General features: G+C 66.0%; 21 protein-coding genes and 1 tRNA gene. 6 read left to right on the forward strand and 16 right to left on the reverse strand.

The window, feature by feature from the left end:
• Positions 1-133: 133 nt before the first annotated feature.
• From QSJ19_RS09380 to QSJ19_RS09395, 4 genes are all read right to left on the reverse strand, one after another.
• The gene (locus QSJ19_RS09380) at positions 134-535 is read right to left on the reverse strand and encodes a TIGR03618 family F420-dependent PPOX class oxidoreductase (RefSeq protein ID WP_286319878.1); all 402 of its coding nucleotides are present in this window, start codon (positions 533-535) and stop codon (positions 134-136) included.
• Positions 536-553: 18 nt separating this feature from the next.
• Positions 554-1,366 carry a mycofactocin-coupled SDR family oxidoreductase gene (locus QSJ19_RS09385; RefSeq protein ID WP_286319879.1) on the reverse strand — a complete coding sequence of 271 codons (813 nt, stop codon included), beginning with the start codon at positions 1,364-1,366 and terminating at the stop codon, positions 554-556.
• A 46-nt stretch (positions 1,367-1,412) separates the two neighbouring features.
• Positions 1,413-2,015: a TetR family transcriptional regulator gene (locus QSJ19_RS09390; RefSeq protein WP_286319881.1), complete on the reverse strand. Its 603-nt coding sequence runs from the start codon at positions 2,013-2,015 to the stop codon at positions 1,413-1,415.
• 586 nt (positions 2,016-2,601) lie between these two features.
• The gene (locus tag QSJ19_RS09395) at positions 2,602-2,769 is read right to left on the reverse strand and encodes a hypothetical protein (protein WP_286319882.1); all 168 of its coding nucleotides are present in this window, start codon (positions 2,767-2,769) and stop codon (positions 2,602-2,604) included.
• A 156-nt stretch (positions 2,770-2,925) separates the two neighbouring features.
• Here QSJ19_RS09395 and QSJ19_RS09400 point away from each other — a divergent pair, with 156 nt between their 5' ends.
• Together QSJ19_RS09400 and QSJ19_RS09405 are read left to right on the forward strand one after the other, a co-directional pair.
• Positions 2,926-3,126 carry a hypothetical protein gene (locus tag QSJ19_RS09400; RefSeq protein ID WP_286319885.1) on the forward strand — a complete coding sequence of 67 codons (201 nt, stop codon included), beginning with the start codon at positions 2,926-2,928 and terminating at the stop codon, positions 3,124-3,126.
• The gene (locus tag QSJ19_RS09405; RefSeq protein ID WP_286319887.1) at positions 3,123-3,560 is read left to right on the forward strand and encodes a type II toxin-antitoxin system VapC family toxin; all 438 of its coding nucleotides are present in this window, start codon (positions 3,123-3,125) and stop codon (positions 3,558-3,560) included. The genes QSJ19_RS09400 and QSJ19_RS09405 overlap by 4 nt, the downstream gene beginning before the upstream one ends.
• A 216-nt stretch (positions 3,561-3,776) precedes the next feature.
• Here the strand turns inward: QSJ19_RS09405 and QSJ19_RS09410 are convergent.
• A tRNA-Ala gene (locus QSJ19_RS09410) sits at positions 3,777-3,849 on the reverse strand.
• Positions 3,850-3,981: 132 nt separating this feature from the next.
• On the opposite strand from QSJ19_RS09410, the gene QSJ19_RS09415 reads away from it, so the two are divergent.
• Positions 3,982-4,725 (forward strand): hypothetical protein, encoded by a 744-nt coding sequence (locus tag QSJ19_RS09415; RefSeq protein ID WP_286319889.1) that lies wholly within the window; start codon positions 3,982-3,984, stop codon positions 4,723-4,725.
• 135 nt (positions 4,726-4,860) lie between these two features.
• Here the strand turns inward: QSJ19_RS09415 and sepX are convergent, their stop codons facing one another.
• From sepX to QSJ19_RS09440, 5 genes are all read right to left on the reverse strand, one after another.
• Entirely contained in the window at positions 4,861-6,219 is a 1,359-nt protein-coding gene (gene sepX / locus QSJ19_RS09420; RefSeq protein WP_286319890.1) for a divisome protein SepX/GlpR, read from the reverse strand.
• 225 nt (positions 6,220-6,444) lie between these two features.
• On the reverse strand, positions 6,445-7,104 hold the full coding sequence (locus QSJ19_RS09425; RefSeq protein WP_286319892.1) for an SIMPL domain-containing protein: 660 nt from the start codon (positions 7,102-7,104) through the stop codon (positions 6,445-6,447).
• Between the two features lie 29 nt (positions 7,105-7,133).
• On the reverse strand, positions 7,134-7,790 hold the full coding sequence (locus QSJ19_RS09430) for a GNAT family N-acetyltransferase (protein ID WP_286319894.1): 657 nt from the start codon (positions 7,788-7,790) through the stop codon (positions 7,134-7,136).
• Between the two features lie 21 nt (positions 7,791-7,811).
• Positions 7,812-9,116 (reverse strand): molybdotransferase-like divisome protein Glp, encoded by a 1,305-nt coding sequence (gene glp / locus QSJ19_RS09435; RefSeq protein WP_286319896.1) that lies wholly within the window; start codon positions 9,114-9,116, stop codon positions 7,812-7,814.
• Between the two features lie 128 nt (positions 9,117-9,244).
• Positions 9,245-10,201: a UTP--glucose-1-phosphate uridylyltransferase gene (locus QSJ19_RS09440; protein ID WP_286319897.1), complete on the reverse strand. Its 957-nt coding sequence runs from the start codon at positions 10,199-10,201 to the stop codon at positions 9,245-9,247.
• Positions 10,202-10,291: 90 nt separating this feature from the next.
• Here QSJ19_RS09440 and QSJ19_RS09445 point away from each other — a divergent pair, with 90 nt between their 5' ends.
• Positions 10,292-10,861: a 5-formyltetrahydrofolate cyclo-ligase gene (locus tag QSJ19_RS09445; protein WP_502876123.1), complete on the forward strand. Its 570-nt coding sequence runs from the start codon at positions 10,292-10,294 to the stop codon at positions 10,859-10,861.
• 49 nt (positions 10,862-10,910) lie between these two features.
• On the opposite strand, the gene QSJ19_RS09450 is transcribed toward QSJ19_RS09445, so the two are convergent.
• Positions 10,911-11,231: an FmdB family zinc ribbon protein gene (locus QSJ19_RS09450; RefSeq protein ID WP_286320028.1), complete on the reverse strand. Its 321-nt coding sequence runs from the start codon at positions 11,229-11,231 to the stop codon at positions 10,911-10,913.
• Positions 11,232-11,430: 199 nt separating this feature from the next.
• Positions 11,431-12,723 carry a Na+/H+ antiporter NhaA gene (nhaA, locus tag QSJ19_RS09455; RefSeq protein ID WP_286319900.1) on the reverse strand — a complete coding sequence of 431 codons (1,293 nt, stop codon included), beginning with the start codon at positions 12,721-12,723 and terminating at the stop codon, positions 11,431-11,433.
• A 234-nt stretch (positions 12,724-12,957) separates the two neighbouring features.
• Between nhaA and QSJ19_RS09460 the strand changes: the two genes are divergently transcribed.
• Together QSJ19_RS09460 and mscL are read left to right on the forward strand one after the other, a co-directional pair.
• Positions 12,958-13,635 (forward strand): SAF domain-containing protein, encoded by a 678-nt coding sequence (locus tag QSJ19_RS09460; RefSeq protein WP_286319902.1) that lies wholly within the window; start codon positions 12,958-12,960, stop codon positions 13,633-13,635.
• A gap of 185 nt (positions 13,636-13,820) precedes the next feature.
• Positions 13,821-14,600, forward strand: coding sequence for a large conductance mechanosensitive channel protein MscL (gene mscL / locus QSJ19_RS09465; protein ID WP_286319903.1), 780 nt, complete (start codon positions 13,821-13,823; stop codon positions 14,598-14,600).
• Between the two features lie 495 nt (positions 14,601-15,095).
• Here mscL and QSJ19_RS09470 read toward each other — a convergent pair whose 3' ends face one another.
• From QSJ19_RS09470 to QSJ19_RS09485, 4 genes are all read right to left on the reverse strand, one after another.
• Positions 15,096-15,764, reverse strand: a complete 669-nt coding sequence (locus tag QSJ19_RS09470) for an MspA family porin (protein WP_286319905.1) — start codon at positions 15,762-15,764, stop codon at positions 15,096-15,098.
• A 77-nt stretch (positions 15,765-15,841) separates the two neighbouring features.
• A complete protein-coding gene (locus tag QSJ19_RS09475) occupies positions 15,842-16,486 on the reverse strand; it encodes an MspA family porin (RefSeq protein ID WP_286319907.1) in 645 nt (214 codons plus the stop codon).
• A gap of 635 nt (positions 16,487-17,121) precedes the next feature.
• Positions 17,122-17,715 carry a MogA/MoaB family molybdenum cofactor biosynthesis protein gene (locus tag QSJ19_RS09480; RefSeq protein WP_286319909.1) on the reverse strand — a complete coding sequence of 198 codons (594 nt, stop codon included), beginning with the start codon at positions 17,713-17,715 and terminating at the stop codon, positions 17,122-17,124.
• A gap of 39 nt (positions 17,716-17,754) precedes the next feature.
• A complete protein-coding gene (locus tag QSJ19_RS09485; protein ID WP_286319910.1) occupies positions 17,755-19,173 on the reverse strand; it encodes a S1C family serine protease in 1,419 nt (472 codons plus the stop codon).
• Between the last annotated feature and the right edge of the window lie 12 nt (positions 19,174-19,185).

Genomic DNA, 19,185 nt, shown 5'->3' on the forward strand with positions numbered 1-19,185 from the left:
CAGATCTGTCGCCATCTCCTCGACCCTGTAAGCCAGACAACGAGTGCTTCGGATACCGGATTATCGTGGCACTGACGACATGGCTGACCGTTTTGCCGTTGATCGCGAGATCCTCTCGCTTCCCCGAAACCGGTTAGGGTGTCGCGATCACGCGATAGGGGTGCAGCGTGAGGGTGTAGCGGTCGCCAGGGGTGGCGGTGATAGCAGCGAGTTCGATGCCATAGGCGCGGGCGAGTTGGGCAACTCGGGTGTTGTCCGGATCCGGAGTGACCTCTACGCGGGCACGGACTTCGAGGGTACGCATCGGAGCGTCGGGGTCGATCACCAGGAACGCGACATAGGGGTTGGTCAGGAGGTTGCGGTACTTCTGCCGGGTACTGGTGGTGGAGCAGAAGAGCACCCCGTCGTCGCCAACGAGGTACCACACCGCGGTCGATTGCGGGCGTTGCCGAGGGCCCACGGTGGTGAGCACTGCGGTCAGCCGGCTCGTCAAGAGTTCGAGGTGCGTCTCGGGCACGAGGTTGAGCACGGTCATGAGCAGCCTTGCCTACGGTCAGATGCGGGTGGCGCCGTGGTCCACGGTCAACTGGGCGGCGGTGATGGTGCGGGATTCGTCAGAAGCCAGGAACAGCACGGTGTTAGCGATATCTTCAGGTTCGGATATCGGTGGGTCGAAGAGGATCTGGCCCATCGATGCCGAGTAGCTGGGGTTGTCGGCGAACAGCTTCTCCTGTTCTCCGCCGAAAACGGCCATCGCCGTGTTGACTCCCCACGGGTGGATCGTGTTCGCCCGAATACGGTAAGGGGCCAGTTCGATCGCGGCAGTCTTGATCAGGCCAACGACGCCGTGCTTGGCGGCACTGTAATGTGCTTGTCCGGGCAGGGACTTGATGCCGGCGGTGGAGCTTGTGGCAATGATCGACCCGCCATTGCCTGCTGCGATCATCGCCGGAGCCGCGGCCCGCAGGGTGTGATAGACACCGGTGAGGTTGATGTCGATCATGTCCTGCCAACGCTGTGGTGTCATCTCCCAGAACCGGCCCCAGGTCACGATGCCGGCGTTGGCGACAACGATATCCAGCCTTCCGAGCTGCTCGGTTCCGGCTTCGACCAAGTGATCGAGGGCGGCAAGGTCGCGCACGTCCGCGACCGCACTGACTGCACGCCGGCCGTGTTTCTCTACCATCTCCACCGTGGCGGCCAGCTCAGCCTCGGTGGCAGAGACGTAGTCAACCCCGGCAACCGGTGCACAGAGGTCGGTAACGATCACATCGGCACCCTCTTCGGCGAGTTTGACAGCGTGAGCACGGCCCTGACCGCGAGCTGCGCCAGTAACGAGGGCGACCTTGCCCTGGACTCGGTTCATTGCTGGTGTCCTTTCAATGTCTGTCTCAGTGAGAATCTGTTGGCTGTCAGTGGAAGGCTGTAGCAGATCGGAGTAGCGCGCCGTCGATTGTCACCAGGCATTCGCGGGCAGTCGCGACAATGGGTTGCGAGGGGTTGTCGGCCCAGAGCTCGACAGCAATCTGATTGGCGGCCGCCACACATGCCACGGCGTAACGGGCACGGACCGAGTCCGAAGACAACTCGAGCCGCGCCGCCAGTGCCGGCCGCAGATCGTCGGCGAAGCGTTGCTGTACGCGCAGCCACACCGGCTCCAGGGCCGGTGACGACGACATCGACCGCAGAAACATCCGGTGCCGCCGCCCAGTCGCGCTGCTCAACGCGGACTCCAAGGCACCGACCAGCGCCTCAAGCACCGGCTGCTCCGGCTCAGAAGCGGCGAACGTGGCCACGTAATCGCGCCACCCAGCCTCCAGTATCGGCGCGACGGCGTCCTCTTTAGCGGGGAAATAACGGTGGAAGGTGCGAACCGACACCCCCGCGGCGCGTGCGACCTCCTCAACTGTCGTCTCGCTGAAACCTCGCGTCGCGAACAACTCCAGCGCGACATCGGATATGTCCCTCAGGGTCTGCTGCTGTCGCCGTTGCCGCAGCGATACCACACCGCTCACACCCCCACGGTAACCGCTAGTGACAGAAAGTGCCATAGAGTCACATTCTGCAGACATCATCGACCTCGCGTGACAACTCCATGCAGAGATGACGCGTCTCGTCGCTCGATCCTGAACGTCACGGGGTGCCTGTTGACTGCCCTTGGCGTCTCCCACGCCACCATCGCCAACGTCCTCAAGCATCGCGCATCCGACTGCGACCGCGTCCAGGCTGGCGAATCTTCAGCTCATTCTCGAACTGGCCGAGCAGTGCCTCCAGCACCGGTATCAGCTCCGATACATCTATCGTCACCGCTGCCCAAACAATCGAGCTGCCTACCTTCGCATAGCCATGCACAGGACGTTACGCATGCCAATGGTCTTGTGCACGTGCAGTATTCGCCCCGCCAGATCCTCATCGACCCACCGAAGGCGACGAAGTGCTTCCCGACAATCTCTAACTGCCGTTCGATCGCAGACTCCACCAACAAGTCACCGATGTAGTGCTCGATCGGGACATTGGCGACAATCAGCCGAATGTTTCGTGCGACGGTTAGCGCAACCCAAATGTATGCCGCCTCACTATTGTTCGGCCGCATAGACATCGTCAGCGCTGTCGAAGATCGATTTGACGACATTGGGGTTCTTCACGGCGTTGGCCATCACCAGGTCGACCCTCGCGCTCAACGATCTGTTCAAGCGCCGATTGAAGGTCGAAGTAGTGATGAAACACCACGTACGGATATGCATTGCCGCCATACGAGCCGGTGCTCATCTGAACGATCATTCGATCGGAACCTTCACCGGGTCTCGTAGTTGTGGCCAGAGGGGAGGGCAATCGAAGTCGTGATCGCTACGGCATCGAGTCGCCGGGTCAATGCTCGTTCATATCACTCGCTCATCAACACTCTCCGAGCGTATTCTCGCAAGTATGACGGTCACTCGCGAGCAGCTCCGCGCGCTGGTTGATCGGGTGCCCGAAGAGCAGCTCGATAGCGCGGCGGCCGCATTGTCAGCGCTATCCGACGACGCTCCCTCTCGACGACGACCCGGTTCCTTGGGGCTGGTCGAAGGAGAGCCGAACGACTCCGAGCAAGTCGACAAGCTACTGGCCGACGGCTTCGGACGTTGATCCTCATCGACACCGGTGTGCTGGTCGCACTGGTCAACGGTCGAGACGTCAATCACCAGGTGTGCACGGAGTGGTTCCTCTCCAGTGCGATCGCCGACCTGCTCATCCCGTCTCCCTTGATCTCCGAGATCTGTTACATGGTCGCATTGCGCGGCGGCCCGAACGCCGAACATCTACTCTTGCTTGATCTCGCCGAAGGCCTGTACGGCCAAGTCGTCGAAGTGACCCATCAAGATCTCCAACGCATGGCCGAGCTGGTCGATCAGTACGCCGACCTGCCACTTGGAGGCGCGGATGCCTCGATCATCGCCATCGCCGAGCGCCTCGGTATCACCGAAGTCGCCACCGTCGACCGCCGACGCTTCTCCGTCGTTCGTCCTCATCACACTGGCGCGCTCACTCTCTTGCCTCAGCAGTTGAGCTCATCCGGCTGATGCTCGTCGCGTCAACGACGGTTCTCGGCTGATAGATCTATCGACCCAACGAAACCACACGAACACTGCAACAGGTCTTACGTGCGTCGTCATCGAGCGAGACCGCAGTGGCCACGGGCTCAGTTTCCAGGCTGCGAACCGCATCTCTCTAATACTCAGCCCGATTAGAGCGCAGCCATCTGTGGTTCGAGTACGGACACTTACCTATCCGATCGGTGGAGCTAAGGGGAATCGAACCCCTGACCTACTCGATGCGAACGAGTCGCGCTACCAACTGCGCCATAGCCCCGGGCGATCACGGTGTGACCGGCCGTTGGCCACTCTAGCAGTTGGGCGGGCGGTACCTGCAAACCGCCGTTCCGGCCCAGTCGTCCGCGGACCGAAGACGTCGGCGCGCCCGCGGGTTCGCTAGCCTCGGACCATGGCTGAGATGTCGGATGCCCAGGTCGCTGCGGTACTCGACCGCGCCGTCGCCGGTATCAACCCGGTGCTCGATACACTCGCGGAACGCGACCCACTCGGACTCAAGAAGCACACCTTCGACGATGACCCACACGAAGATTCGAGGCTGCAGCACGCACTGCACCTGCTGGCCGAGGGACTGAACTTGACGGACTGGCCGGGCACGAAGGGCTGGTCGTCGCGGTCGATGAACAGTCGGGCGGATTGGTGGATCTCGCGGATCGGGACGGTCAACACGGTGGCGGTCGCGTACCCCGGATTGTTCGGCGGCTGGACTCGCCGCCTACCGCTGGCGTCGGTTCTCGGGTTCGCCAACCAGGCGATGGTGCTCGTCGCGGTCGCGCGCGAGTACGGCGTCACAGCAAGGGCGCATCAGGTGCAACTGCTGGCGTCGGTGCTGTGTGGTCGTGACGTCGGCCACCCGCGAACGGACGGCACCGCCGACAAGGTGTTGCCGACCGAGGGCACGTCACGCAAGCGGACCCTGGTCGGGACGGTCTGGGAGACCGCGATGACACTGCGCAGCCTGTCGAACGAGTTCGAACGCCGGCCACAGCCCGTGCTCCCGCTCCGCGCGCTGGCCTACATCCCGATCGTCGGCGCCCCCGTCATGTATGTGGGCGAATGGTTCGCGCTGTCGCGGGCCGCACGTCTGGGCCGCGCTTGGATCGCCGACCATCCGGAGGCAGTGCGCGCTTCCTGACCGCACGTCTCAGCCGGGGTGACAGAAACCGCATCTGTCGGTGCCCACCTTCGCCGCAACGAAGGTGAGAACCGACAGATGCGGCGGCTCCGGCGGCTTCCGGCTCCTGCGAGCTCGGCTGCCTCGGCGTGTGAATCAGCCTGCGACGCGGCGCAATCCGTCGTCCTCGCGCATCATGCGTCGACGCTGGAACGGCGGAAGATGCTCGAACACGGGGTCCTCGTCGTCGATCTCGAGGACGATGGCGCCGCCCGGCCGACGCAGGCGCGGTGGAGGGGGCGTCGAGGCGAACTCGGGTACCGCTTCGGCACGACGCCGACGTTCGGTCCGGTCTCGCTCGGCGCGACGGGCCCGCGCGGCACGTTGCGCACGGATCTGGGCTTCGGTGGCAGCACTGCGTCGCAGGTAGGCGAGGTAGGCCACCATGATCACGCCGACGACGCCGGTCGCGATCCAGCCCGTCATCCCCAGGAAGAGCCCCGACGCCGCCGCGGCAATGGTGAGCATCACGAGGGCGATCAGGACGCGCTGGCGCTCCCGATAGCGGAGTTCGGAGCCCCGGGCGTCCGGTGAGTACGCGGTCCGACGACGCGTGGAGCGTGCAGGTTTGCTGACCGCGGGATCGTCGATCTCCGCCTCGACAGCATCGTCGTACTCGTCCTCGACCGCGTCGTCCTCGTCGTAGTCGTCGTACTCATCGTCGAGGTCGTCCTCGTAGGCGTCGTCGTACTCGTCCTCGGCCTGATCGGCGGCGTCGTAGTCGTCGTAGTCGTCGTAGTCGTCATCGTCGTACTCGTCATCGAGGTCGACGTCGGCGTCCGTCGTGTCCTCCGACCCGACACCGGTGTCGTCGTCCAGGTCGTCGGACTCCGCGATCTCGGCGATCTCGGCGATCTCGGCGTCCTCGACATCGTCGAGTTCGTCCTCGAGGTCGTCGTGTTCCGGGTCCACGAACTCGCCGTCGACGGTCACTTCCTCGTCGACCTCATCCGTGGTGCCAGCGTCCTCTGCGCGCTCGTCATCCTCTGCGCGCTCGTCGCCTGCGGTCGTCGCAGCGACGAGATCGTCACCCTCGTCGAGGCTTTCGGCGATCTCATCGTCGGAGTCGTTGGCGTCGTCGGCGGCCGGAGCGGTCACGGACTCACCGGTCGCGTGTCGGACCTTCGTCGTCGCGCCGCTCACGGATTCTGTTGCGGTGGTCGGCTCGTCGACCTGCTCGTCGTGGGTCCCGTGTTCGTCCCTGTCGAGGACGGCCGTGCTGCTCGTCCGGGTGGATCGCCGGGTGCGATCGGACTTCCACGACGGATCGTGTGGATGCGCACCGGAAGCGCGACGCCGGGTCGGCCGTGCACGGGTGCCGCCACGGTGGAGCAGACGGGTCTCCTTCACCGCATCAGTCGTCTTCCGCATCTGCGGGCGACCTTTGATGACCATCGGAACCAGGACGAAAAGCCATATGGCCACCAGGCAGACCCACAAGACTGAGTTCGGCATGCGACTCTCCCTTCTTTCACTCTGGTTACACGAGGCCACCTCACAATCTAGGGCCGAGCAGGTGTCGGCCAGTGCAGACGCGCCGAGCCGCGGCCACATTCGTGGATTCACAGGATCGGCTCAGGCGCCGGGAGCGAAGCGAGCGGGCCGCATCAGGTCAGGCGCCGGGAGCGAAGCGAGCGGGCCGAGTGACACCGGCGCCGGGAGCGAAGCTCTCGACAGCTGCTAGTCGGCGACGAAGCGAGCGTCGACCGACATCCCGATCTCGATGTCGTCGGAACGCAGTTCGAGAGAGGGGCCGCCACCGGGAGGTGGAGCTCCGGCGGGCACGGCGCGCAGTGCCATCGGGGCGTCGTGCCGCTCGGCCAGCATTCCCGGGTCGGCCAGCTGTGTGGCAGCGACGGCTCCGCGTCCGACGGCGTCAGCGTAGGCCTGAGCCTTGGCCACCGCGTCGTCGACGGCGGCTCGCCGAAGATCACGTTCATAGGTCCGGCGATTGTCGTCGGTGACATCCCAGTGCACGCCACCGATGTCGACGCCGTCGAGGGCACCCCATCGCTCGGTGTGTTCGGAGAGCGCCTCGAAGTCGCCGAACTCGACATCGAGTCCGATGCGACTGATGTACACCGTCTCTCGTTGCTCACCGTCGCGGTCGTATGGGCGGTGGCTGGTGACGCGGATCGAGTCGCTGGACCAGGTGGTGACGGTCCCGGCGGCGGCGAGTGCGGTGATCTCCTCGACGAGTGCGGCGTGCACGGCAACCGAGTCCCGGTGAACGGCCTCCCTGGTGTCGCCCTCGATGTGCACGGTGAGGTGAAGAATCGCCCTCTCGGGGCGGTATCTTCGGTACGCCCGTCCCCGGACGACGATCTCCAGCGGTGCCATGCAGGCGACCATACGTGCTGGGTGAGACGTCAGCGGAACGACGCCCGGCCGGCACGCACGAGCGTCTCCGCGGCGCTGCCGACCACTTCCTCCGCGGTCAGCGCGAACAGGATGTGATCGCGCCAGCGTTTGTTGACGTCCATGTACCTCTCGAGGAGCCCTTCGCGCCGGAACCCGATCTTGGTGAGCACCGCCTGCGACGCCACGTTGGCGGGCTGGACGGTCGCGTCCAAGCGGTGGAGACCGACCGGCCCGAAGCAGTGATCGACGCCGAGAGCGACTGCGGCGGTGGCGATTCCCTGCCCGACATGTCGCGAGTCCACCCAGTATCCGATCCAGGCGCTGCGGACCGCGCCGCGCTGGATGTTGCCCACCGTCAACTGTCCGATATAGGTGTCGTCGAGTTCGATGACGAAGGGCAGCACCGTCCCCCGTTTGGCCTCGGACCGCAGGACTGAGAAGAGCGGCGGCCATGCGCTCGGATGGTGGCGTTCGGCCCAGGAGCCGATGCCTGTGGGTTCCCAGGGCAGCAGTGTGTTCTGGTTCGCGATGCGTAGCTCGCTCCAGGATTTGGCGTCACGCAACTTCACCGGCCGGAGGGTCACCGCGCCGGCCTGGGTGATCAGCGGTCCCAGGGTCGCGGGCCAGCCCGGATTGATCTGCGCCCCGGTCAACCACCTCAACACGATGACGAGTTTATTTCGGTGTCAGCCCCGCTGCGCCAGGAATGCCACCTCGACCTCGTCGCCGGTGCCCAGTTCCTCCACATCGGGTTCGACGATGATCAGACAGTTAGCCTCGGCCAGCTCGGCCAGCAGGTGGGAGCTGCCGGTCGGGGACGCGCCGATGACCTGCACCAGGTACTCCCCCGACCGCTCGTCACGCATCAACTGGCCGCGGAGATATCCCTTTCGCCCTTGGACGGACGCGATCGGCCCGATGGTGCGTGCGGTGACCACCCGCCGCATCGGCTGGCGCTTGCCCAGCGCGATCCGGATCAGTGGGCGCACCATCACCTCGAAGGTGACGAGTGCACTGACCGGGTTGGCCGGAAGAAGAAAGGTCGGGACCTCGTCTCGGCCGAGCCGGCCGAATCCCTGAACCGAGCCGGGATGCATGGCGACGCGGACGATCTCCAGTTCGCCGAGGTCGCTGAGGGCGTCGGCGACCGCCTTCGATGCCTTTCCGCCGATGGCTCCGCAGATGACCACGATCTCGGAGCGGATGAGTTGGGCCTCGACGACCTCGCGCATCCGGGAGGTCTCGCGCTCGGCGATGCCCACGCGGTTGACGTCGGCACCGGCATCGCGTGCGGCGGCCGCCAGCGCGTAACTGTTGACGTCGTAGATCTGCCCGGGACCGGGTGACCGGTCGATGTCGACGAGCTCGCTCCCGATGGAGATCACCGACAGTCGGGGACGGGGATGCACCATGACCCGGGCCTGTCCGACGGCGGCCAGCAGGCCCACCTGCGCCGGCCCGATGATCGATCCGGCCCGCACGGCGACATCGCCGGGCTGGACGTCGTCACCGACGCGGCGGACATACTCTCCGCTCTCCACGGCATGGCCAACCTTGACCTTCTTCTCGCCCCCGTCGGTCCAGCGGACGGGGACCACGGCGTCGGCGAGGGTGGGCATCGGCGCACCGGTGTCGACGCGGACCGCCTGGCGGGGCTGCAGTCGGGTAGGGGTCCGGGCTCCCGGCTCGACCTCGCCGACCACAGGGAGTTGCACGATCATCGGTTCGCCCGGGGTGAGTTCGGCCAGGTCGGCACCGCCGGAGTCGAACTCCTCCACGTCGTCCGGCGCGATCGTGCCCGCGAGGTCGACATCGACCGCACGGATCGCGTATCCGTCGATAGCGGCTTGATCGAATCCCGGCATGGGCCGTTCGGTGACGACCTCCTCCGCGCACATCAAACCTTGCGCCTCGGAGATCGCGACCCGAACGGGTCGCGGGGCGACCGCGGCGGCGGTCACCCGGGTCAGATGATCTTCGACCGAACGCATCTCACCTTCTCGCCCCATCTCGGCTGACAGATTTCCGCTCGACGGTAGCCGCCGCAGGTCGTCGGATGCCCGAGGCGCGCTGATATCGCTGCGATCAAATGTGTCGAATCGGCGGTGGAGGCAGACTCTCAGCCGTCGGCGAGTCGCTTCTCGAGCCACTCGCGCAGATCGGGTCCGTAGTCGTCGCGATCGAGGGCGAAGTCGACGGCGGCCTTCAGATACCCGCCCGGGTTGCCCAGGTCGTGGCGCGTGCCGCGGTGCACGACGACGTGTACGGGCTCACCCTCGTCGATGAGAAGCGCGATCGCGTCAGTCAGCTGCAACTCACCGCCTGCGCCGGGTTCGATCCGACGGAGTGCGTCAAAGATCTTGCGATCCAGGATGTATCGGCCTGCGGCTGCGAGGTTCGACGGTGCGTCCTCGGGTTCGGGCTTCTCGACCATGCCCTTCAGCTTCTTGACGTTCGGGTTGTTCGCGTCCGGCAGTTCCTCGACGTCGAAGACGCCGTAGGCGCTGATGCGGTCGCCGGGCACCTCGATGGCACACAGCACCGAGCCGCCCCGCCGCTGACGGGTCCGCGCCATCACCTCGAGGACACCGCCGGGCAGGACGAGGTCGTCGGGCAGCAGCACCGCGATGGCGTCCTCGTCGTCGTCGAGGTAGTCCTCGACGCAGCCGACCGCATGTCCGAGGCCGAGCGGCTTCTCCTGGATGACCGAGGCAACCTCGAGTAACGACGGTGCCTTGCGGACTTTCGCGAGCATCGAGGCCTTGCCACGTTTGGCGAGGGTGTTCTCCAGCACCAGGTCCTCGACGAAGTGGGCGACCACCCCGTCCTTGCCCGGCGAGGTGATGATCAGGAGCCGTTCCGCGCCTGCGGACTTCGCCTCCTCGGCGACGAGCTCGATGCCTGGGGTGTCGACGACCGGCAGGAGTTCCTTCGGCACCGTCTTGGTGGCCGGCAGGAATCGCGTCCCCAGACCCGCGGCCGGGACCACCGCGGTACGCGGGATCGGCGGGGTGTTGGGCACCGACTCGTACTCGGTGAACGCCTCGGTAGTCTGGCTCACGTCACTGGTGCTCATGGGAACACCCTAATGGCGATTTCTGCGAAGATCCTGTTGGGAAGATCTCAGTCTTTCGGGCGGCGAGACGAGGACAGACGGGTGCGGACGATGAAGAGACGACTGCGAGCCGAGTTCGAGGAACGTCGCGGCTCGAGACCGTTCGCGGCGCGACAACGAGCCGCGAACGACCTCGCAGGCTGGATTCTGTCGGCGCCGTTCCGTCTCGAATACGACGTCACGGTCGCGGCGTATGTCCCCTTCGGCTCGGAGCCCGGCTCGCTCGCCCTCCTGGATGCGTTGGCCTCTAGGGGTGTCACCGTGCTGGTGCCCGTGGTGCCCGGCGGCGGGCCGACGGCCCTGGACTGGGTGCGTTACGACGGCGTGGATTCGCTGGCGCGTGGGCGTTGGGGTCTACTCGAACCGACCGGTGATCATCTGGGCCCGGACGCCATCCGCGCAGCCACGGTGATCTTCGTGCCGGCGTACGCCGTCGACAAGTCGGGCACGCGCCTCGGGCGCGGAGCCGGCTACTACGACCGCACCCTGACCGGACTGACGGCGGAGACGGTTGCCGTGGTCTACGACGACGAGTTGGTGGATGCTCTACCCGCCGCACCGCACGATGTCCGAGTCGGTTGGGCACTGACCCCCGACGGCGGTTTTCATCAGCTGGGCTGAGACGCACCACCCGATCCCTGAGGACCGAGCTTGCTAGCGTCTCGAAGGGTCAGGACGCAGCGGCTGCGGCAGGCTTGCTGTCCGACGAGGACGAGGAGCTCGCCGAGGACTTCTCCGACGACGTGCTGCTGCCGCTCGAGGAGGAGCTGCTGTCCGACGACGAGGACGACGAGCTCTCGCTCGACGACGAGGACGACCGCGAGTCGTTGCGGTAGAAGCCGCTGCCCTTGAAGACGATGCCGACCGAGTTGAACAACTTGCGCAGACGGCCCGTGCACTGCGGGCATTCGGTGAGCGCATCGTCGGAGAACGACTGCACGATGTCGAACTTGTTGTCACACGCCGTGCATGCATACGAGTAAGTGGGCACCGACAACCTCCGGAAGAGTAGTGAATCGCTGCTGAGTGTAACCGATATTGGCACTCCACCATTCCGAGTGCCAATACATGCTCGTCGGGGCGCTGTTGTGCCTGCTCCGCGCCCTTCTGTCGATCCGCAACGGTGATGGACGGCGGACAGACGCGAGGTCGCGGGAGAAACGATCCGGCGGCCGGAAGCAACAGCAGCGCTATTCGATGACCGCGATGTCGCGGTCGACGACGCCGTCGCGGTTCATGTCCGGGTCCCGTTTCCGGCGGGCATCCCAGCGGAGCAGGACCGCGGCGGCCAGGGCGACGACGACACTGGCCAGCAGGATCGCCGCCTTGGCCGCCGACGCGTGGTCGTCGGAACCGTGCTCGAAGGACAGTTCGGCGATGAGTAGTGCGACGGTGAAGCCGACCCCAGTCAACATGCCGACGGGGAGCAGATCACGGACGCCGATCGAGTCCGGCAGGCGCAGCGGGGTGAACCTGGTCATGACCGCCGTCGCGGCCATCACACCGATGACCTTGCCGACGACGAGGCCGAGGAAGATCCCGATCGAGACCGGTTGCACGATCCCGGATTCGCCGACGACGGTCACCCCGGCCGACAGGAACGCGAACACCGGCAATGCGATCGCCGACGACGTCGGACGGATCGCGATGTCGAATTGGTGTGTCCGCGAACTCGACTCACCGAATCTGGCGATCGCGGGAACTGTGAATCCCAGCAGCACACCGGCAACCGTCGCGTGCACCCCGGACGCATGCATCAACGCCCAGGCCACCACCGCCAGGGGCACCAGCACGACGGGGATCAGCCACGCCTGCCGCGGCCGCTTGAGCCGCACCAGCACACCGAACACCGCGATCACCAGCAGCGCCGCACCGAACATCACGGAATCGATGGTCTCCGTGTAGAACGTGGCGATCACGGTGATGCCGAGGAGATCGTCGACGACGGCGAGTGTCAGCAGGAACGTGCGAAGTGCGAGCGGGAGACCACGTCCGAAGATGGCCAACACGGCCAACGCGAACGCGATGTCGGTGGCAGTGGGAATGGCCCAGCCACGCAACGCCTCCGAATCCCAGATCGCGACGACGGCGACGTAACACAGTGCGGGGACGACCATTCCGCCGATCGCGGCGACGATCGGGACACCCGCGAGTTTCAGATCACGCAGACTCCCCGCCACGAACTCCTGCTTGAGTTCGACACCGACGATGAAGAAGAAGATCGCGAGCAGGCCGTCGGCGGCCCATTCCGCCACCGACAGATGCAGATGAAGTGATTCCGGGCCGAACTCGAACGAGATCAGCGACTCATAGGCATCGCGCCACGGCGAATTGGCCCACACCACCGCGGCGACAGCGGCCACGAGCAGCAGGGCGCCGCTGGTGACGTCGAGCGACACCCATCGGCGAAAGCGCTGCCGTGCGGAGGGTTGATGAGCGGCTCGTTCATGCGCGGCGGGCTCCGGGGCGGCGGGGGTCGACATCTGCGAACTCCTGGTCGTCGTGCGTGACTTGATCACCTGCGATCACTGATCCCGCAATCAGCGGGAGCCGACCAGACTTCCCGGCACACCGCGGACCATTCTCCCCGATCAACGTCGGCGGATCCAATCGGGTCGTGCCGCTCGATCATCCACACACGTCGACCCCTCGATGCTTCATGCACAGATCCGTCCTCGGCGTACAGCGACGGCCACGTCCGCGACTACGGTCCCGGCATGCGCTCGATATCCCGTGACACCCTGTCCCCCCGCGTCGTCGACCGCGTCCGTCACGCGCTCCGACCGGGATGGTCCAGATCGGTGATCACCCGGCGCCTCGCGTCGGTTCTGCTGGTGATGGTCGCGGTCGCGACCACCGTCGCCGGCCATCGGGGCGAACAGTCGCGGGCCGTCGTCGTCGCGGCAAGGGACCTGACTCCCGGACATGCCGTCGTCGCCGGCGATCTTGCACTCCGCGAGATCCCCGGTGGCCTCGTGCCGGGAGGCGCATTGCGGCTGACCGCCGACGGGATCGGACGCGCGACGGTCGGTCGCGTCCACGCGGGTGAGATCGTGACCGACGCCCGCCTGTTGTCACCGCGCCTGCCCGTTCAGCTGACCGGTCGTCGAGACGCCCGGCTGGTGCCGGTTCGGCTGTCGGACGAGACCACGACGTCCCTGCTGCGCGAGGGTGACGTCGTCGACGTCCTGACCGCGGCCGACGACCACACGTCCGAGGTGACCGTCCTCGCGCGTGCGGCGGTCGTCGCGTTGTCGGCGCACGCGTCCGCCGACAGTTCGCTCATGGGCGGCCGTGCCGGCGCGCGTCCGGTCCTGCTCGCGATGGAAGAGTCGGCGGCACATCGGGTTGCCGCGGCGGGTCTGGATGCGTCGCTGGCCGTCGTCATGCATTGACGCCAGACCGTGACGCCGCCCCTCACCCGGGCGCGGTTTCCGGAAATCACTGCAACGGTCGTTTACGATCCTGGATAGGGTTGTCGTCTTCACACACAGAATTCGATGCTCCATGGGCTGCGTACATCCGCCCGCGCGAGTACCTGAACAAGAGCGGTAAGCCGAATACGAGAGGACCGCACACCGTGCTCAAGGGATTCAAGGAATTCATACTCAAGGGCAACGTCATCGAATTGGCCACCGCGGTCATCATCGGTGCGGCCTTCACCGCCATCGTCACCGCATTCACCGACAAGATCATCCAGCCGCTGATCAACGCGATCCCCATCGGCACTGACGCCGCCGAGGGTCTCGGCTTCCAGATCACCGACAATCCGTCGACATTCGTCGACATCGGGGCGGTGATCACCGCACTGATCAACTTCCTGATCGTCGCCGCGGTCGTGTACTTCCTCATCATCGCCCCCTACAACAAGCTGGCCGAACTGGGCGGCTTCGCCAAGAAGGCCGAGGTCACCGAGGTCGCGCTGCTGACCGAGATCCGCGACCTCCTGGATCCCGACGGTTCGTCGAAGGCCAAAGAGGAGGCGCAGGCCGACCTCCCGGCGCACCTGCAGGAGCCCGCTGCGCCGCTGGCCGGCGTGGATCCCGGTGTGACGCACCGCTTCAGCGCGCCCGGCGACCCCACGGGTCAACCCGCACCCGCACAGTCGGCGCCGCAACCACCGCAGGCGCCGCAACCACCGCAGGCACCGCACCAGGCGAACCCGCCGTATCCGACGCCGCAGCCGGCGCCGGGTTCCTATCCCCCGCCCGGGAGCTTCCCGCAGCAGGGCAACTATCCGCCTCCGGGGAACTATCCGCCCCAGGGCACTCCATCCCAGGGCAATCAGTACCCCCAGCCCGGCCAGTTCCCGGGTGAGTACCCCGAGGGCCCGGACGCCCCCGGCCGTCACTCACGCTGACCCACAGCCACATCGGGCCGCGCTCTCCACAGAGCGCGGCCCGTTTCGTCGGATCCGCCGGTGTCCGTGTCGGACGGGGTGCCCACGTAGCGCGCTCAACGGCGGATGCGTCGTCGTACGGGCAACGACTCCCAGCCGCTTCCCAGGCCGGCCACCAGCAAACCGCAAGGTTGCGCTCCTACTGTCGGTCAGGTCGGCGGATATGTCCACCGGCACACAGAGACAGCCACGACATGGAGGGGGCATCAGTATGCCGCACAATCAGAATCCGCGAGGACACAGCGACCGTCGCCCGGGCCCGTCGCCGCGACCCCAGGCCCGGCCACGTCCGCGGCCGCGCACCTTCCCGTTCCCGTTCTTCGGGAGCTGACCGGCAGGCCAGTAGTCGCACTACCCGGAGAACGGGCAACGGGGCGGGATCGGATATCCGATCCCGCCCCGCGCGGTTCTGCTGGTGTTCGTCTGGCCGCCAATGCCGACGACGAGAAGAGCAGATCAGCCGATGCTGAACGGCTTGCCGTATAGGGTGATGACACCCTTCACTGAATCCGTGTTGACAGTGACCTTGACCTTCGCCTTGGCCGAGGCGTACCCGGCGCAGCCATCGAGACCGAACTTCTCCTGGCTGTAGGCGACACCACCGCGAGCACCCTTGAAGGCGTACGAGTGAACTTCGTAGTCCTTGTATGCCGTGCTGTCACCCGAGGTGGTATCGATCACCGGGAAATACGTAGCTTGCCCGGGGCCCAGGGTGAACCCGACATTTCCACTGCCGGATGGTTCTGCGCTGACGCCACCGTCGGGATTCGGACTGGCGGTGACGCCACCATCGGCGCCGCCGCCCGCACCGAAATCGACCTGGCAGCCGACAAGGTAGCCGGCGTCGATGGAGCCGCCTTCAGCTTTTCCGCCGACAGTGACGGTGACCTTGCCCGACAACCACACCTCGCGGCTGGTGGCGACGTTGGTCACGGCCCTCTGGACGTTGACGAACTCGTTGCTCAGACGAACGGTGACCGGGGTGCCGTCGACCAGGGTCTTGGTGACGAAACCACCGGGCAGCGGGCCGGCCACGGCGCCACCGGCACCGAGGCTGGTCAGGCCCATCACCGCAGCACCGGCGAGGCCGACACCGGCGGCCACGCGGCTGTTGATCTTCTTCATGATTCCCCTTCGTGGAATATCAATCTGCTCGGGGCAGATAAGTCAGAGAGTTGTGACTGGATTTATCTGCGTGCCGCTCAGTTGAGGCTGAAGGGCTTGCCGTAGAGGGTCGACTGGAGGTAGGTACCTTCACCGTTCACGGAACCTTCGTCGGTGTTGTACCCCTTGGCGCCGACGGTCTGCACGATGGTCCGTGCCGATGCGTAGCCACCGCACTTCTCGACATTGATCCCGAACTGGTCGAGCTGGATCGCGGCGACCCCGCCGTCGCTGATGTCCTTGTCCGTCACATCGACCTTGGCGACCTGTCCGGGAGTGAGTGGAATCGTGAGCGAACCACTCAGTGATGCACTCGGCGCGATGTCGACACCCAATCCGAGACCGCCCTCGAGTCCGGTGATGTCGACCTGGCAGCCGATCAGGACCTTGACCGCGATGTTGCCGTTGACACCGGCACTGGCCTTGGCCCGGTAGGTACCCGAGATGACAGCGGCCCGGCCTGCACCGTTGTTGGCGACCGAGGGAGCCGGCAGTGCCGATTCACCGGTACGCCAGGTCTGCAGCGACTCGCCGTCGATGCCGGTGGCGTTCTTGTAGCCGTTGGGCAGCGGAGCTGCCGCTGCTCCCCCCGCCCCCATCGTGGCCAGGCCCACTGCCGCGACCGCGGCGACGGCGCTCGCGCCCACAACGCGACGCAGTCCAAGCTTGCTGAACTTGCTCATTCGTTCCCTCTCACAGGATTCGGTTGTTATCCCGCACAGCACAACCGCGTGCTGCACGAGTCGACCCTTGTGGGCTGCGGACCCCCGCCCCGCAACCGAACCCTCATAGGCTCCGGTTCCCTGGAAGTTGCCTTCCGCAGACCCCTGGTCACTGCTGCGTCGTCAGTCGCGACAGATCGCAGGACTCCCCACCGGTGCTCGTCGCCAAGTACCGAGTTCGTCGATGCGAACGTTATCGGAGCGAGATGGAGACGAGCAACAGATGCAATCCGACGTGTCTCAACGCCGCCTCTCACCATCCCAAAGATCACATTCGAAATCTTTGAAAGTGCGAATGTTAACGGAAGGAAAACACGCTGCGTCAGCCATGTCAGCAGCGTGCTGGACTATTCGTGATGGGGTGGGCGGTTGGCTTCATACCAGTCCTGAGAACGCCCTGAGTGACCTTGGTCACAATCATCTGAACTCTGCTCTGGGAGGTCGTCTCCGAACACATCGTCGATCCTGCGCTTGGCGCGCCAATCCCTCGCCGGACGCGAATGATCCCCGGAATCGCTGGTCATCGGCGGTTCCGGGGATCGGTCGGACGGGTCACCCATCACCGCTCCCGACGGTGCTGAGAATGCGCATGCGGCTCAGAACTCGCTGATCGCCTCGATGACGTGTTTCGCCAGTGGCGCGACGGTGGCCATGCCGTCGCGGACCGCTGCACGCGAGTTGGCGATGTTGACGACGAGGGTCTGGCCGGAGATTCCCGCCAATCCTCGGGACAGGCCGCCGTCGGTGGCTCCTGCCGCCAGCCCGGAACTCCGGACGGCCTCCTCGATGCCGCGGAGGCGGCGGTCGATGAGTGCCTCGGTGGCCTCCGGTGTGACATCGCGGGCGCCGACACCGACGCCGCCGACCGAGACGACGAGATCGACTCCGCCGATCACCGCGGTGTTCAGCGCGTTGCGGATCTCCACCTCGTCGCCGGACACCGCGACGGTCGCGTCCACGTGGAAACCGGCCTCGCCGAGCAACTCGCCGACGAGTGGCCCGAGAAGGCTCTGATCCTCACCGTGCGCAGCGCGATCGTCGACGACGACCACGAGGGCACGGCCGATCTCGTCGCCGGTCGGTGAGGTGCGGCTGTCGTCGTCGCTGTGCCGTGCGACGAACTCCCGGGCGGCCGCGTCTGCGGCCACCACGTCGTCAGGATCGATGGCGGTGGATCGGGGGTCGCTCATTCTCAAGCCTTTCTGCTCCCATGCGCGAGGATCATGCAACTAGCCGACCTGGAGGGTTTCCAACGTGACCTGAGCGGTCCTCGTCTGTCCTCCGGCCACGTACGTGATGGTGACGGTATCGCCCGGCGCGTGGGACCGGACAGCCGCGACCAGCGCATCGCCTGTCGCGATGGTCCGGTCGTCGACCTTCGTCACGATCGCACCTTGCGCGATTCCTGCCTTGGCGGCCGGTCCACCGGCCGTGACGTCCGAGATGTAGGCGCCCGGCTGATCGACGTCGGTGTTGGCACGGACCGAGACCCCCAGCCCGGCCTGTGTCGCCTTGCCGGTCTGCTCGAGCTCGCGTGCCACCCGGATGGCCTGATCGATCGGGATGGCGAATCCCAGACCGATGCTGCCGCCCTGCTGCTCGGCCGAGGCGCCCAGCGTGGCGATGGCCGTGTTCACCCCGATGAGGGCCCCTCGCGCGTTGACCAGCGCACCCCCGGAGTTGCCGGGGTTGATCGCAGCGTCCGTCTGGATGGCGTCGATCACCGACGTCGTACCGGACTCGCGGGACGTGGAGACCGGACGATTGAGCGCACTGATGATGCCCGTGGTCACCGTGCCTTCGAGACCCAGGGGCGCACCGATCGCGATGACGTCCTGTCCGACGGCGAGGTTCTTCGACGTACCGACGTTCATGGGTTTGAGCCCGGTCTTCTCCACCTTGATCACCGCGATATCGGATACCGGATCGGCCCCGAGCAGTCGCGCAGGTGCACGGGTGCCGTCGGAGAAGATCACCAGCACCTGACTGGCCCGCGCCGATCCGGCCTCGGAGACGACGTGATTGTTGGTCATGATCACGCCGTCGGCAGACAGCACCACGCCCGAGCCGCCCCCTTCGGCGTTGCCCGAACGGACGATGATCGACACGACCGACGGCAGGACGTTCGACGCGACCTCCTGGACGGATCCCGCGGGCGCCTGCGGCTGTCCCTGCGAGTCACCGGTGGGATCGCCGCCGAGAGGACCGTTGTGCGCCGACGACGAGTCGTCGTCGATGAACCGGGCGCCGACGACCCCGCCGACCGCTCCGGCCACGAGCGCCAGGACGACCGCGCCGACGACCAAGGCCGCCTTCAGACCGCCGGACCGTTTCTTTTGTGGTCCAGGGCCGTACGTGGGCCCACCGCGGCCACCCGGCCCCGCCTGGCCGACGGGATACGGCGATTGCGCCGGAAACGGGGCAGATGCGGGCGGGCCGTACGGATCGGCGTAGCGCTGAGTGGATGCCGCATGGTGACCGTAGGTGTTCGCGTCCGATGAGCCGGCTCCCGGCGCATAGGGACTCTGCCCTGGGTTCTGGCCGGGATTCGCGCCATAACCGGGCGTTCCGTACTGTCCGGGGGCACCGTAGGGATTCTGCCCCTGGCCGGCACCGTACGGATCGCCCTGCGAACCGCCACTCGTCATGTCGTCTTCCTT

The organism is Gordonia sp. ABSL11-1 (assembly GCF_030315685.1).
Taxonomy (GTDB): domain Bacteria; phylum Actinomycetota; class Actinomycetes; order Mycobacteriales; family Mycobacteriaceae; genus Gordonia.